Annotated in this window: 7 protein-coding genes, 14 tRNA genes and 3 rRNA genes; 23 read left to right on the top strand and 1 reads right to left on the bottom strand. The window is 36.9% G+C overall.

Annotated elements, in window-relative coordinates:
- Positions 1 to 43: 43 nt before the first annotated feature.
- Both argS and ACFWUA_RS00115 read left to right on the top strand, forming a co-directional pair.
- Positions 44 to 1,744 carry an arginine--tRNA ligase gene (argS, locus tag ACFWUA_RS00120; RefSeq protein ID WP_416198154.1) on the top strand — a complete coding sequence of 567 codons (1,701 nt, stop codon included), beginning with the start codon at positions 44 to 46 and terminating at the stop codon, positions 1,742 to 1,744.
- A 12-nt stretch (positions 1,745 to 1,756) separates the two neighbouring features.
- Positions 1,757 to 2,701: a hypothetical protein gene (locus tag ACFWUA_RS00115; RefSeq protein WP_416198153.1), complete on the top strand. Its 945-nt coding sequence runs from the start codon at positions 1,757 to 1,759 to the stop codon at positions 2,699 to 2,701.
- A gap of 22 nt (positions 2,702 to 2,723) precedes the next feature.
- Here the strand turns inward: ACFWUA_RS00115 and ACFWUA_RS00110 are convergent, their stop codons facing one another.
- Positions 2,724 to 2,918 (bottom strand): hypothetical protein, encoded by a 195-nt coding sequence (locus tag ACFWUA_RS00110; protein WP_072744096.1) that lies wholly within the window; start codon positions 2,916 to 2,918, stop codon positions 2,724 to 2,726.
- 179 nt (positions 2,919 to 3,097) lie between these two features.
- Here ACFWUA_RS00110 and ACFWUA_RS00105 point away from each other — a divergent pair, with 179 nt between their 5' ends.
- From ACFWUA_RS00105 to ACFWUA_RS00005, 21 genes are all read left to right on the top strand, one after another.
- Positions 3,098 to 4,870, top strand: a complete 1,773-nt coding sequence (locus ACFWUA_RS00105) for a B12-binding domain-containing radical SAM protein (RefSeq protein WP_416198152.1) — start codon at positions 3,098 to 3,100, stop codon at positions 4,868 to 4,870.
- Between the two features lie 12 nt (positions 4,871 to 4,882).
- A complete protein-coding gene (locus tag ACFWUA_RS00100; protein WP_416198151.1) occupies positions 4,883 to 5,641 on the top strand; it encodes a hypothetical protein in 759 nt (252 codons plus the stop codon).
- Between the two features lie 12 nt (positions 5,642 to 5,653).
- On the top strand, positions 5,654 to 6,796 hold the full coding sequence (locus tag ACFWUA_RS00095; protein ID WP_416198150.1) for a tetratricopeptide repeat protein: 1,143 nt from the start codon (positions 5,654 to 5,656) through the stop codon (positions 6,794 to 6,796).
- A gap of 66 nt (positions 6,797 to 6,862) precedes the next feature.
- Positions 6,863 to 7,774 carry a bifunctional enoyl-CoA hydratase/phosphate acetyltransferase gene (locus tag ACFWUA_RS00090; protein ID WP_416198149.1) on the top strand — a complete coding sequence of 304 codons (912 nt, stop codon included), beginning with the start codon at positions 6,863 to 6,865 and terminating at the stop codon, positions 7,772 to 7,774.
- 352 nt (positions 7,775 to 8,126) lie between these two features.
- Positions 8,127 to 9,657 (top strand): 16S ribosomal RNA (locus tag ACFWUA_RS00085).
- Between the two features lie 138 nt (positions 9,658 to 9,795).
- Positions 9,796 to 9,871 (top strand) — tRNA-Ala (locus tag ACFWUA_RS00080).
- Positions 9,872 to 9,964: 93 nt separating this feature from the next.
- Positions 9,965 to 12,897: ribosomal RNA gene (locus ACFWUA_RS00075) — 23S ribosomal RNA — on the top strand.
- A 90-nt stretch (positions 12,898 to 12,987) separates the two neighbouring features.
- Positions 12,988 to 13,106: ribosomal RNA gene (rrf, locus tag ACFWUA_RS00070) — 5S ribosomal RNA — on the top strand.
- Together the 16S, 23S and 5S rRNA genes with 14 tRNA genes alongside form the textbook arrangement of a ribosomal RNA operon.
- A gap of 6 nt (positions 13,107 to 13,112) precedes the next feature.
- A tRNA-Asn gene (locus tag ACFWUA_RS00065) sits at positions 13,113 to 13,187 on the top strand.
- A gap of 7 nt (positions 13,188 to 13,194) precedes the next feature.
- Positions 13,195 to 13,284 (top strand) — tRNA-Leu (locus ACFWUA_RS00060).
- 13 nt (positions 13,285 to 13,297) lie between these two features.
- A tRNA-Met gene (locus tag ACFWUA_RS00055) sits at positions 13,298 to 13,374 on the top strand.
- A gap of 13 nt (positions 13,375 to 13,387) precedes the next feature.
- A tRNA-Met gene (locus ACFWUA_RS00050) sits at positions 13,388 to 13,464 on the top strand.
- A 20-nt stretch (positions 13,465 to 13,484) separates the two neighbouring features.
- Positions 13,485 to 13,559, top strand: a tRNA-Glu gene (locus tag ACFWUA_RS00045).
- Positions 13,560 to 13,563: 4 nt separating this feature from the next.
- Positions 13,564 to 13,639, top strand: a tRNA-Val gene (locus tag ACFWUA_RS00040).
- Between the two features lie 54 nt (positions 13,640 to 13,693).
- A tRNA-Asp gene (locus ACFWUA_RS00035) sits at positions 13,694 to 13,770 on the top strand.
- Between the two features lie 212 nt (positions 13,771 to 13,982).
- Positions 13,983 to 14,058 (top strand) — tRNA-Thr (locus ACFWUA_RS00030).
- A gap of 8 nt (positions 14,059 to 14,066) precedes the next feature.
- Positions 14,067 to 14,152 (top strand) — tRNA-Tyr (locus ACFWUA_RS00025).
- 5 nt (positions 14,153 to 14,157) lie between these two features.
- Positions 14,158 to 14,232 (top strand) — tRNA-Gly (locus tag ACFWUA_RS00020).
- A gap of 6 nt (positions 14,233 to 14,238) precedes the next feature.
- Positions 14,239 to 14,312, top strand: a tRNA-Gly gene (locus ACFWUA_RS00015).
- A gap of 139 nt (positions 14,313 to 14,451) precedes the next feature.
- Positions 14,452 to 14,525, top strand: a tRNA-Cys gene (locus ACFWUA_RS00010).
- 5 nt (positions 14,526 to 14,530) lie between these two features.
- A tRNA-Arg gene (locus ACFWUA_RS00005) sits at positions 14,531 to 14,607 on the top strand.
- The last annotated feature ends 218 nt before the right edge of the window (positions 14,608 to 14,825 follow it).

Genomic DNA, 14,825 nt, shown 5'->3' with positions numbered 1-14,825 from the left:
GATGAGAGTTTTTTTTCTAAAAAAATACTTAAGGAGGATAAAAATGATAGATTTTAAAAATCAAGCAGTTAATTTAATATCTCAAATAGATAGCGGTTTGGACATTGATGAAATCGAGTCGTTGATTGAGATTCCACCATCTTATGATATGGGAGATTATGCTTTTCCATGTTTTAAATTAGCTAAAACTTTTAGAAAAGCACCAAATTTAATTGCAGAAGAAATTGCAAATAAAATTAGGGAAAATGAATATTTTGAGAGAATTGAAAATGTAGGTCCATATGTGAACTTTTTTGTCAATAAAGAAGTTCTTGCAAGGACAGTTCTTGATGAAGTAAAAAGTAAAAATGAAACGTATGGTTCTTCAACTCTTGGGGAGGGGAAAACTGTTATTGTCGAATATTCCTCACCTAATATTGCAAAACCTTTTCATATTGGCCACATAAGAACTACTATAATAGGTCATGCACTATATAGAATATATAGCTTTTTGGGTTATAAAACTATAGCTATTAATCATTTAGGAGATTATGGAACCCAATTTGGTAAGTTAATTGTGGCTTACAAGAATTGGGGAGATAGGAGTGTTATAGAGAAAGATCCTATAAATGAACTTTTAAAATTATATGTTAAATTCCATGAAGAAGCAGAAAAAAATGACAATTTAAATGATGAAGCTAGGAGTTGGTTTAAAAAGCTTGAAGACGGAAATGAAGAAGCTTTGGAGTTGTGGCGTTGGATGAGAGAAATAAGCTTAAAAGAATTTAACAAAGTTTATGATTTGTTAGGCATAAAATTTGATTATTTTACTGGAGAAAGTTTTTATTCAGATAAAATGCCAAGAGTAATTAAGGAATTAGAAGAAAAAAATTTATTAGTAAAATCAGAAGGTGCTGAAATAGTAGATTTGGAAAAGTACAATATGCCTCCTGCTCTAATAAGAAAAAGTGACGGTTCTACTCTTTATATTACAAGAGATATAGCAGCAGCAATCTATAGAAAAGAAAAATTTGATTTTTATAAAAACATTTATGTAGTGGGGTCAGAACAAATACTTCATTTTAAACAATGGAAAAAGGTCATAGAATTAATGGGATATGATTGGGCAAAAGATTGTATTCATGTACCTTTTGGAATGGTTAGCCTTGAAGAAGGAACTATGTCTACTAGAAAAGGGAAGGTAGTATTTTTAGAAGATGTTCTCAAAAAAGCTGTTGAAAAAACCCGAGATATAATAGATGAAAGAAATCCTAATCTAGAAGATAAAGAAACAGTAGCAAGACAAGTAGGAATTGGAGCTATTGTGTTTCAAGAATTGTTCAATAGTAGAATAAAAGATTATGTTTTTTCTTGGGATAAGACTTTGAGTTTTGAAGGAGAAACAGGACCATACGTTCAATATGCTCATGCAAGAGCAACTAGTCTTCTAGGGAAAAGTGATTTTTCTGTAGAAGATGAAGTTGACTATTCATTGTTGAATGCTGAAGAAGAAATGAATATTATAAGACTTTTATATGATTTTCCAAGTATTATAATAGATAGTGCGGAAAAAAATGAACCTTCTTTTGTTACTCGTCAAATAGTAGAAATAGCTAAAGCATTTAATAGGTTTTATCACAATTGTCCAATATTGACAGAGGAAGAAGACGTGAAAAAAGCGAGATTGCATTTAGTTTATGCTACAAAAGTTGTTTTAAAAACAGGACTTTCATTGTTGGGAATAGAAGCTCCTGAAAAAATGTAGAGGAGAATATTCATGAATGAAGAAGTTGTAAGAAACTTCCTTTTAAGTGCATTTAGCTTGATTGATGATGAAGAGAAAAAATATATTAGTGAAGTAACTATTGTTACCATAAAATCTCTATTGCCTCAAGAAAACGAAATAGGAAATAGAATTAATTATGACAGATTAGAAAAAGAAATGGAACTTTGGTACTATTATAGACAGGGAGAAAATTCTTGTTTATTAAATTCAATATATTTAAATAACGTTGATATTTATTGGAATGAATTTGATGATAGTATCTATATAAGATTAGCTCCAATTGTCTTTTCAAATAATAATTGGGATATTATAAGAGAAGAAGTACTCAAAAATATTTTATTTACAACAGGGAATATTTCTACCATATTGGAAGGGTTAATGGTTTCTAAAATTTTGTTTCTGCTAATGAATAACAATGAAGAAATAGTTGAAGAGTTAAAATGTGAAATAATAAATTTTTCTCAAAGTGAATTTTTAGAGAATTTTTCTCAATATTTTAGAGTGCCGGTTGAAAAATATCCTAAAAATTTTTCCATAGAATTTGAAAGAAGAAGAATAGCTTTAATAAATATTTTAAATGGTATAGAATTGCATGATTTCAATATTTTGCAAGAATCTTTAAGGGTTATACAAAACAATATTGAAAATGAGTATAGTATCTTTGCTAAGGCACTATACTCAATTAAAACCCCTATATCAGTTAAAGGAGATATGAGAGTTTATGAAAATTTTTGCGATTATTTATACAAACTAAATAGAGGAAGGATAGAACCAAGTTTGTTGACTATTGACAAATATTATTTGCCAAATATATTTTCATTTAAAGAAGGAGAAGAATTTTATCATTCATTATTAAACAAATGCAAAGTATTGAAAAAAGAAAAGACAAAGGTTGTTCTTAAGACAAAATCAGGCATATATGAATTCAAAAGATAGAGGTCCTCAAAATTTAGAGGGCCTATCTTTGTAAGTATTCTAAAAATTCGTCTTCACTACTGTCTGCAAGTAAGCTTAATTCTTTTATTATACTATTCTTTAAATTCATAAAAGCTTCAATATTAGTATTTTTTCCTGTATATTCAAGAGCTTCAAGGATCATTAGCATATCTTTTTTTGACATTTCAGCAATAGAAATTTTTTCAAATTCGTGCATATACTTACCCCTTCCTACAAATATTTAATTATATATTCTATAAAAAAGTATAAAAACCTTCTTAAAAACAAAATATTCTACAAAAAATATATTTTATAGCGAGATTGATTTTATGAAATATAACTCATGTTTAATTGTGTTATAATGGATATGATTAATTTAAAAAGGAAGGATATATTATGAATACAATAATATCTACTTTAAATTCAAAATTCATACATTCATCTCTTTCAATAAGATATTTGAAAAGTTTTTGTCATGATATACCTAATATATATATTAGAGAGTTTACTATAAATCAAAATACAGATTTTATATCTGGAGAAATATACAAAGAAAACCCAGATATAGTTGCATTTTCATGCTACATTTGGAATATAGAAAATACTTTAGAAATATGTGAAAGGTTAAAAATTGTCAATCCTAATATTAAAATAATATTAGGTGGTCCAGAAGTTTCTTTTGATGGAGAAGAAGTGCTTAAAAATTGTGACTATGTTGATTTCATAATCTATGGAGAAGGAGAGATAAGCTTTAGAGAGCTTGTTTTAGAATTAGTGCATAACAAGGACAGTTTTTGTGATATAAATGGATTAATATATAGAGAAGATGGGAAAATAATTAAGAACAAGCCAAGACCGTTAATTGAAAATCTAGACATTATACCTTCACCTTATATTGAAAATTTAGATGATTTTAAAGATAAGATTGTTTATTTTGAAAGTTCAAGGGGATGTCCTTTCAATTGTAAATTTTGTCTTTCATCTACCATAAAAGGTGTTAGATTTTTTAGTTTAGATAGGGTGAAAGATGATTTAGGAAGATTAATAGACGCAAAAGTAAAACAAGTAAAATTTGTTGATAGAACTTTTAATACTAACAAAGATTATGCCATGGAAATTATGAACTTTATCATGGAGAAAGACCCTAAAAATATAAATTTCCATTTTGAAGTTACAGCACATTTGTTAGATAATGAAATGTTAAGTTTTTTGAGCAATGCAAAAGAAGGACTTTTCCAGTTTGAAATTGGAGTACAATCAACAAATCCAGAAACTATTGAGGCTATAGGTAGAGTTACAGATATTGATAAGTTGAAAAAAGTTACTAAAACTATAAAAAGTTATGGAAATATACATCAACATTTGGATTTGATTGCAGGTCTTCCCTATGAAGATTACAATTCCTTTAAAAAATCATTCAATGATGTATACGAATTGAGGACTGAAAAATTGCAATTGGGATTTTTAAAGTTGTTGAAAGGATCTGAATTGAGGAAAGAGGCTGATAGATATGGATTTAAATATTTAGACAAACCTCCATATGAAGTATTAGAAACAAACTATATTTCTTATGATGAAATGTTAAAGCTAAAGACTATTGAAGACTTGGTAGAAAAGTATGGAAATGAGAGTTTTTTTGAAAATTCAATACTTTATATTATAAAAAATTATTATGAAAATCCCTTTGATTTTTATGAAAATTTTGCTCGATATTGGGAGTTTAAAGCTTATCATAAAATTTCACATAGTAGAAATGAATTGTATAAGATATTGTATTATTTTTACAAGCAAACTGTTGGAGAAAACCTAGAGATATTTAGTGAAGTATTGAAATATGATTTTATATTTAACAATAAGAATCCTACTATACCGGCTTATTTCAGAAGGTTTAATGTAGACAAAATACAAAATAAAAAACATGACTTTCTGAAAACAAGAGAAAATATGGCTAAATTTTTGCCAGAATATGTAGATGTCCCTGCAAAAAAAGTTATAAATGAAATTCATATTGAGGCTTTTAAATTTGATATATTAAGTTTTATATATGAGGATTACGATTTAAATTCTTTGCATATAGAGGAGAATTTTATATTGTTTAATTATAGAAAAGATAATGTAATAAGTAAATGCAGAGTAAAAAACATTACTAAAGAATTTAATAAAATATAGGGAGGTATTTTTTTGAATATATTTAAAGATATTTATTATGTAAATTCTACTGTAATCAAGAAAACAGGAAGAGGTTTTGTTAAAAATTGGCCGATCATCTTTTCTGGATTTTTATATACTTTTTTGAATTTGGTGTTATTTAGTATAATAAATTATTTATTTAGAGGCTTTTTAAATATACTGGTTGGATTTGCTGCTGCTATAATATCTAGTAGTCTTATATCTAATTATCTCTATTTATTATATAATGTGATAAAATACGATAGGATTAATTTAAAAAATGTCAAGGAAGGTTTTAGCTATTTTCTTTGGAAAGTATATGGAATATTTTTTATTGCATGGATTTTAAATTTTTTATTAGGGAGATTAGGAAATATTATACCTACTTCTGCAACTAGGATAAATATTATAATAAATTTATTGATACTTATAATATTTAATCCACTTCCAGAGATAGTTTATCAAAAATCTTATTCATCTTGGGAATCAATAACTTATTCCTTTGATTTTATGAGAGAAAATTGGTTAAATTGGTTAATACCAAATATATTATTTTTCTTTATATTATATAAATTAACAGGCAATATCATATCAGATGTGTTCATGACTCACATAATGTATGATTTTGACTTTTCCATAAAAGGAATATTAAATTATCTTTTTGGTCAACTTTTGTTTTCTTTTTTCATGATATATAGAGGTTATTTATTTGAACTTTTAAGTACTAGTACTATGAGAAAGAGAATGTACATGAAAAAACTTAATGATTAGTGGGTGATGAGAATGGAAATAATAGAAAATTATTTTAAAGATAAAGCTAAAAATTTGGCATTTATAGAAATTAAAAAAGGTTCAAGCATTAAGGTAAATGACTGCATTATAGAGGATTATATACCTTTGCCTATTATAACAGATGTCTTAATTGAAGAAATAAACAAGGGAAAAATAGATGAGGAAATAAAAATTTCTCATATAATTGAAGGAATTATCTATACGCTAGGTATAGATCCAAATTTTAAATATAGGGACAAGTATATAGAAATATTGTCTGCATATAGCTGCGAAATAAAAGATTATATTTTCAATAAAGGCATGATATATTTAACAGAATCAAATTATGAATTAGCTATAGTTTATTTTAGAGCCTTAATTAATATTGATAGTAAAAATACAAAAGGAATGTTTAATTATGGTATTTGTCTTGAAGAAAAAGCAAAAAAATTGATTTGTACTGGGAGAGAAGAAGAAGGAGAAGTTTTTTTAAGGGAAGCTACTAAATGTTTTGAGACCATATTAGATATATCAGAAAATTATTCTCTTGCTTATTATAAACTTGGATATCATTATAAATACTTTGGACAATTTTTAAAAGCTAAAATTATATGGGAGAAATTCTTACTTTTTGATAATGATAAAGAGAGAAAACAAGAAGTCAGGGAAGAAATAGCTAATATCGAAGATGATTCAAATTATGAAGAGGGACTTAATCTTTTTTATTCAGGTAAATATGACAGAGCATTAGAGAAATTTATAAACTTAAAAATAAGACATGAAAATTGGTGGAATTTAGAATATATGATAGGATTATGTTATAAAAATATAGGAAATTTAGAAGAGGCTATAGAACATTTTAATAATGGAATTGAATTAAATGGTGATGTAGTAGATTTGTACAATGAATTAGGCATATGTCTTTTTTCAATTGGAAAATTTAAAGAAGCTATAGAAACTTTTACAATTGGGATAGGTAAAGATGAAAATGATTATAAAATAATATGTAATAGAGGAGTTGTATATTATCAATTAGGTTTATATGATATGGCTACATTAGATATAGAAAGGGCCTATAAATTAGCTCCTCAAGATGATATGGTCAAAAAAATTAAAATGAATTTAGATGAGATAAATCGAATAAATAATGTATAATAACTATGTTGGAATATTTATTGTTTTGAAATTTGAATTATAAAATAAATTCAAGGGGGAGTATATATGGCAATAAATAAGTTGGAAGAACTTTTAAAGTTCGAGTATCAAGAGAAAATGAAATTAGCAGTAGTTGCTTCGCACGATGAAGAAGTACTAGAAGCAGTTTCAGAAGCTAGAAATATTGGAATAATTGAACCTATTTTGATTGGTGATAAGAAGAAAACAGAGAGTATTATTGAAGAAAAAGGTCTTAGACTTCAAGATTGTGAAATAATTGATGAGTGTGATTTAGCTAAAGCTGCAGAAATTGGAGTAAGGGCTGTAAGTGAAGGTAGAGCTCATTTTATAATGAAAGGGCTAGTAGATACATCTATTCTTTTAAAACAAATATTAAACAAAGAATATGGTCTTAGAACAGATAGTCTTTTGAGTCATACTATGTTGTATGAAATACCTAGCTATCATAAAATAATCTATCTAACAGATGGAGGCATGAATTTAGTCCCAGGGTTAGAAGATAAGGTAAAAATCATTGAAAATAGTGTCAAAGTTTGTAAAGCTCTTGGAAATGATGAAATAAAAGTTGCATGTCTTGCTGCTAAAGAAAAAGTTGATCCTAAAATGGAAGCAACTGTTCATGCAGCTGAACTAAAAAAAATGTGTGAGAATGGAAAGTTTGAAAGTGGAGTAATAGTAGATGGGCCTATGGCGCTTGACTTAGCTGTTTCAAAGCATGCAGCTGAAATTAAAGGATATAATAGCAAGGTTGCAGGGGATGCTGATATATTATTAGTGCCAAATATAGAGATGGGAAATGGAATAGGGAAAAGTATCACTTATTTTGCAGGAGGAAAATCTGCAGGAATAGTTATGGGAGCCAAAGCTCCAGTTGTTTTAGTATCTAGAGCTGATAGCCATGAAGCAAAACTTTATTCCATAGCATTAGGAAGTATAGTTTCAAAATATCAACTTTAATGAAAAAGTGAATAAAAATGAGAATATGGGAGTTTTAATTATTTAATTCATATTATTTTATATTTTTTTAGCAAATATAAAGTTGAATAATAGCTAAAAATGTGCTAATTTAATATATGTCCTTTGTACGAGAAAACAAATTGAAGTATTGACAAAGGGCAAATAATATGATAACATTTCATATTGTTGCTGAAGAAAATATAGCAAAAGTTTTTTAAAAAAGTTAGTAAAAAAAGTTGACAAAGATTTCAGAATGTGCTATATTGATAAAGCAACTCAAAAGAACCATGAAAATTGAACAGCGTGAAACAATCCTTGAGTTTAATTAAAATTTTTAAGACAGGTAAAACTTTTTTATGAGAGTTTGATCCTGGCTCAGGACGAACGCTGGCGGCGTGCCTAACACATGCAAGTCGAGCGAAGAATACATAAAGAAATCTTCGGATGGAATTATGTATTTCTTAGCGGCGGACGGGTGAGTAACGCGTGAGGAACCTGCCTTGTACTAGGGGATAGCCTCGGGAAACCGGGATTAATACCCTATGACACTTGAAAGTCGCATGACTTTCAAGTCAAAGCGATTTAGCGGTACAAGATGGCCTCGCGTCCCATTAGCTAGTTGGCGAGGTAATAGCTCACCAAGGCGACGATGGGTAGCCGGCCTGAGAGGGTGAACGGCCACACTGGAACTGAGACACGGTCCAGACTCCTACGGGAGGCAGCAGTGGGGAATATTGCACAATGGAGGAAACTCTGATGCAGCGACGCCGCGTGAGCGATGAAGGTTTTCGAATCGTAAAGCTCTGTCCTAAGGGACGATAATGACGGTACCTTAGGAGGAAGCCCCGGCTAACTACGTGCCAGCAGCCGCGGTAATACGTAGGGGGCGAGCGTTGTCCGGATTTATTGGGCGTAAAGGGTGCGTAGGCGGCCTTGTAAGTCAGATGTGAAATCTCACGGCTTAACCGTGGTAAGCATTTGAAACTGTGAGGCTTGAGTACAGGAGAGGAGAGTGGAATTCCTAGTGTAGCGGTGAAATGCGTAGATATTAGGAGGAATACCAGTGGCGAAGGCGACTCTCTGGACTGTAACTGACGCTGAGGCACGAAAGCGTGGGGAGCAAACAGGATTAGATACCCTGGTAGTCCACGCCGTAAACGATGAGTGCTAGGTGTCGGGGGTCAAACCTCGGTGCCGCAGTTAACACATTAAGCACTCCGCCTGGGGAGTACGGTGGCAACACTGAAACTCAAAGGAATTGACGGGGACCCGCACAAGCAGCGGAGCATGTGGTTTAATTCGATGCAACGCGAAGAACCTTACCAGGGCTTGACATCCCCCGGACCGAACTAGAGATAGTTCCTTCCCTTCGGGGACTGGGGAGACAGGTGGTGCATGGTTGTCGTCAGCTCGTGTCGTGAGATGTTGGGTTAAGTCCCGCAACGAGCGCAACCCTTGTCTTTAGTTGCAAACAGTTAGGCTGTGCACTCTAAAGAGACTGCCGATGACAAATCGGAGGAAGGTGGGGATGACGTCAAATCATCATGCCCTTTATGTCCTGGGCTACACACGTGCTACAATGGTCGGTACAACGGGCAGCCACTTAGTGATAAGGAGCTAATCCCACAAAACCGATCCCAGTTCGGATTGTAGGCTGCAACTCGCCTACATGAAGCCGGAGTTGCTAGTAATCGCGGATCAGAATGCCGCGGTGAATGCGTTCCCGGGTCTTGTACACACCGCCCGTCACACCATGGGAGTTGACAATACCCGAAGTCGGTGAGCTAACCGTAAGGAGGCAGCCGCCGAAGGTAGGGTCAATGACTGGGGTGAAGTCGTAACAAGGTAGCCGTATCGGAAGGTGCGGCTGGATCACCTCCTTTCTAAGGAGATTATGACCTAACTTAGTGAACGTAAGTGAGCAAGTTAAGTCAAACGCAATGAGCACCAAATCTATACGACCTTAGGGAGTAATAGATTTGAGTTGCGAAACTGCGATGTGTTTCACGCTGTTTTAATTTGGGGGTGTAGCTCAGTTGGGAGAGCACCTGCCTTGCAAGCAGGGGGTCAGGAGTTCGAATCTCCTCATCTCCACCAGATTCAACCTAAAGGGTTGGAAATTTCAAATTGAACTTTGAAAACTACACAGTAAGAAAAAAATTGTCTTATATATATAATACAATTTTCACTGGTCAAGCTAATAAGAGCATAGGGTGAATGCCTTGGCACCAGTAGCCGATGAAGGACGGGGTAAGCGCCGATACGCTTCGGGGAGCTGCAAGCAAGCTTTGATCCGGAGATTTCCGAATGGGGAAACCTACCTAAACAAACTTTAGGTATCATCTACTGAATACATAGGTAGATGAGGGAACACCAGGGGAACTGAAACATCTAAGTACCCTGAGGAAGAGAAAGAAAATTCGATTTCCTAAGTAGCGGCGAGCGAACGGGAAAGAGCCCAAACTCGTAGAGTTTTCTCTATGAGGGTTGTGGACCGGCATAAAATAAGTATATTTTGTAGTCGAAAAGGTCTGGAAAGGCCTACCATAGAAAGTGATAGTCTTGTAGGCGAAACAAAATAGCTTATAGCCGTGATCCAGAGTACCACGGGACACGTGAAATCCTGTGGGAAGCAGGGAGGACCACCTCCCAAGGCTAAATACTAACTGGTGACCGATAGTGAAGAAGTACCGTGAGGGAAAGGTGAAAAGAACCCCGGGAGGGGAGTGAAATAGAATCTGAAACCCTATGTTTACAAGCAGTGGAAGCACTTTATATGTGCGACCGCGTACTTTTTGTAGAACGGGCCAGCGAGTTACGATATATAGCGAGGTTAAGCTATTAAGTAGTGGAGCCGTAGGGAAACCGAGTCTTAAGAGGGCGTTTAGTTGTATATCGTAGACCCGAAACCGGGTGACCTACCCATGGGCAGAGTGAAACGAAAGTAAAATTTCGTGGAGGCTCGAACCGCTTAGTGTTTAAAAACTATCGGATGACCTGTGGGTAGGGGTGAAATTCCAATCGAACCCGGATATAGCTGGTTCTCCTCGAAATAGCTTTAGGGCTAGCCTCAAGATAAGTGACGTGGGGGTAGAGCACTGAATGGTCTAGGGGCACGTAGTGTTACCAAAACCTATCAAACTCCGAATACCATAGTCATGTTTCTTGGGAGTCAGACTACGGGAGATAAGTTTCGTGGTCAAAAGGGAAACAGCCCAGATCACCAGCTAAGGTCCCTAAGTATAGGTTAAGTGGAAAAGGATGTAAGGTTACACAGACAACCAGGATGTTGGCTTAGAAGCAGCCACTCATTTAAAGAGTGCGTAATAGCTCACTGGTCGAGTGACTTTGCGCCGAAGATTTCCGGGGCTCAAACCTATCACCGAAGCTGTGGGATGCATTTGCATCGGTAGAGGAGCATTCTGTACGGGCTGAAGCTATACCGTAAGGAGTGGTGGACTGTACAGAAGAGAGAATGCTGGCATGAGTAGCGATAAGGTAGGTGAGAATCCTACCCATCGAAAGCCTAAGGTTTCCTGAGGAAGGCTCGTCCTCTCAGGGTTAGTCGGGACCTAAGCTGAGGCCAAATGGCGTAGGCGATGGACAACAGGTTGAGATTCCTGTACTACCTACATGCGTTTGAGAAATGGGGTGACGCAGGAGGATAGGCTGAACGCACCGTTGGTTGAGTGCGTCCAAACTTGTAGAGAGCTCCTATAGGCAAATCCGTAGGAGAGTCTTGAGAAGTGATGGGGAGCGAAAATTAAGTAGCGAAGCAGCTGAATCCACACTGCCAAGAAAAGCCTCTATCGAGTATGTTAGGTACCCGTACCGCAAACCGACACAGGTAGGCGAGGAGAAAATCCTAAGATGTGCGGAAGAACCCTTGTTAAGGAACTCGGCAAAATAGCCCCGTAACTTCGGGAGAAGGGGTGCCAATTGAGGTGAAGTACTTGCTACGTAAGCCTTGATTGGTCGCAGTGAATGGGCCCAAGCGACTGTTTACCAAAAACACAGGTCTCTGCTAAGTCGAAAGACGATGTATAGGGGCTGACACCTGCCCGGTGCTGGAAGGTTAAGGGGAAGGGTTAGCGCAAGCGAAGCTCTGAACTTAAGCCCCAGTAAACGGCGGCCGTAACTATAACGGTCCTAAGGTAGCGAAATTCCTTGTCGGGTAAGTTCCGACCCGCACGAAAGGTGTAACGACTTGGGCACTGTCTCAACAAGGGATCCGGTGAAATTGTAGTACTCGTGAAGATGCGAGTTACCCGCGACAGGACGGAAAGACCCCGTGGAGCTTTACTGTAGGCTGACATTGGATTTTGGTATTGCTTGTACAGGATAGGTGGGAGACTTGGAAACCAGGGCGCCAGCTTTGGTGGAGTCAACCTTGGGATACCACTCTTGCAATGCTGAAATTCTAACCAGAGACTGTGAATCCAGTCTTGGGACACTGTCAGTTGGGCAGTTTGACTGGGGCGGTCGCCTCCTAAAGAGTAACGGAGGCGCTCAAAGGTTCCCTCAGCACGGTCGGAAATCGTGCGAAGAGTGTAAAGGCAGAAGGGAGCTTGACTGCGACACCTACAAGTGGAGCAGGAAGGAAACTTGGACTTAGTGATCCGGTGGCTTCCAAGTGGAAGGGCCATCGCTCAACGGATAAAAGCTACCCCGGGGATAACAGGCTTATCTCCCCCAAGAGTCCACATCGACGGGGAGGTTTGGCACCTCGATGTCGGCTCGTCTCATCCTGGGGCTGGAGTAGGTCCCAAGGGTTGGGCTGTTCGCCCATTAAAGAGGCACGCGAGCTGGGTTCAGAACGTCGTGAGACAGTTCGGTCCCTATCCGTCGTGGGCGTAGGAAATTTGAGAGGAGCTGTCCCTAGTACGAGAGGACCGGGATGGACAGACCGCTGGTGCATCAGTTGTCTCGCCAGAGGCACAGCTGAGTAGCTATGTCTGGAAGGAATAAGTGCTGAAGGCATCTAAGCACGAAGTCCCCCTCAAGATGAGATTTCCCACTTTTTAAGGTAAGACTCCAAGTAGACCACTTGGTTGATAGGTCCCAGGTATAAGGGTAGCAATATCTTTAGCTAAGGGATACTAATAAGTCGAGGGCTTGACCAATTATCTTACTGTGTTAGATTTTCAAAATCAAGATTTTGAAAAAATTGCGAATGTAGTTCATTTGTAATTTACAATTGCCGAAAGGCTTTACCTGGTGATTATAGCAAGAGGGTCACACCTGTTCCCATACCGAACACAGAAGTTAAGCCTCTTTAGCTGCCGATGGTACTTGGGTGGCAACGCCCTGGGAGAGTAGGACATCGCCAGATAAATATTCCTGGGTAGCTCAATGGCGGAGCAACCGGCTGTTAACCGGTAGGTTGTGGGTTCGAGTCCCACCCCAGGAGCCAAAATATTGCCGGGGTGGCGGAACAGGCAGACGCACAGGACTTAAAATCCTGCGATCCCTAAAAGATCGTACCGGTTCGATTCCGGTTCCCGGCACCAATCATTGGACTGACGCGGGATGGAGCAGTTTGGTAGCTCGTCGGGCTCATAACCCGGAGGTCGCTGGTTCAAATCCGGCTCCCGCAACCATTTATTTATCCATGGCGGCGTAGCTCAGTTGGCTAGAGCATGCGGTTCATACCCGCAGTGTCAGCGGTTCAAATCCGTTCGCCGCTACCAATTTTAAATTTATGTAATATGGCCCTATGGTCAAGCGGTTAAGACATCGCCCTTTCACGGCGGTAACCCGGGTTCGAATCCCGGTAGGGTCACCAATTTGGGCGCATAGCTCAGCTGGGAGAGCACCTGCCTTACAAGCAGGGGGTCATAGGTTCGAGCCCTATTGCGCCCACCAAATCCAACCTAAAGGGTTGAAAGTTATAATTTAAAATTGCCGAAAGGCTAATGTGGCCTGGTAGTTCAGCTGGTTAGAATGCTAGCCTGTCACGCTAGAGGTCGAGGGTTCGAGTCCCTTCCAGGTCGCCATTTATTCTGTCTTCGACAGAAAATTACAAATGTCGGAGCCGCCTAGAATAGTATCTCAGTTTTTGAAGTTTCGATCTTAATAGTTATGCTGGTGTAGCTCAATTGGCATAAGCAGAGAACCAAAATCGTGTATTTCGATTTTGCGTGAATCGCTTAGTCGGAGCCGCCTAGAATAGTATCTCAGTTTTTGAAGTTTCGATCTTAATAGTTATGCTGGTGTAGCTCAATTGGCAGAGCAACTGACTTGTAATCAGTAGGTTGGGGGTTCAAGTCCTCTCACCAGCTCCAAATCATTAGGAGGAGTTCCCGAGTTGGCCAAAGGGGACGGACTGTAAATCCGTTGGCTCAGCCTTCACTGGTTCGAATCCAGTCTCCTCCACCAAATATGCGGAAGTGGCTCAGAGGTAGAGCATCGCCTTGCCAAGGCGAGGGCCGCGGGTTCGAATCCCGTCTTCCGCTCCATGTCATGCGGGTGTAGCTCAGTGGTAGAGCCCCAGCCTTCCAAGCTGGTTGCGAGGGTTCGATTCCCTTCACCCGCTCCATTATTTTATAAAAAATAAAATGGCGGCATAGCCAAGTGGTAAGGCATAAGCAGAGAGCCCAAATCTTTGATTTGGTGCGAATCGCTTAGTTGGGGCCGCTGGTGTTGGAGGTAAGTTTTTAAGTCAATAAATTTAAAATGGCGGCATAGCCAAGTGGTAAGGCAGAGGTCTGCAAAACCTTTACCCCCAGTTCAAATCTGGGTGCCGCCTCCATATAAGTACCTATAGCTCAACTGGATAGAGTGTCTGACTACGAATCAGGAGGTTCAGGGTTCGAGTCCCTGTAGGTACACCATATAAGACCTTGTAATCATTTAGATTACAAGGTCTTTTATTTATTTAACTAACCTTCGTTCCACAATTTTTTTTCATTTTTTTCCGAAATATAATTTAAACAGATGTTATCATAAATGATGGTTGTATGTATAAACAATAAAAATAATATATATATTATTTTAAAAATATTATGAACATATTGACAATTAAAAAAATATATATATACTTTATATAAAG

Source organism: Sporanaerobacter sp. (assembly GCF_047830725.1).
GTDB lineage: Bacteria > Bacillota > Clostridia > Tissierellales > Sporanaerobacteraceae > Sporanaerobacter.
Note: the sequence above shows the minus strand (reverse complement) of the source record. Positions and strands in the feature narration are given on the sequence as shown.

Excerpts from the sequence above, each read along its gene's own strand:
- argS (WP_416198154.1), top strand. The coding sequence starts at position 44 with ATGATAGATTTTAAAAATCAAGCAGTTAATTTAATATCTCAAATAGAT.
- ACFWUA_RS00115 (WP_416198153.1), top strand. The coding sequence starts at position 1,757 with ATGAATGAAGAAGTTGTAAGAAACTTCCTTTTAAGTGCATTTAGCTTG.
- ACFWUA_RS00110 (WP_072744096.1), bottom strand. The coding sequence starts at position 2,918 with ATGCACGAATTTGAAAAAATTTCTATTGCTGAAATGTCAAAAAAAGAT.
- ACFWUA_RS00105 (WP_416198152.1), top strand. The coding sequence starts at position 3,098 with ATGAATACAATAATATCTACTTTAAATTCAAAATTCATACATTCATCT.
- ACFWUA_RS00095 (WP_416198150.1), top strand. The coding sequence starts at position 5,654 with ATGGAAATAATAGAAAATTATTTTAAAGATAAAGCTAAAAATTTGGCA.
- ACFWUA_RS00090 (WP_416198149.1), top strand. The coding sequence starts at position 6,863 with ATGGCAATAAATAAGTTGGAAGAACTTTTAAAGTTCGAGTATCAAGAG.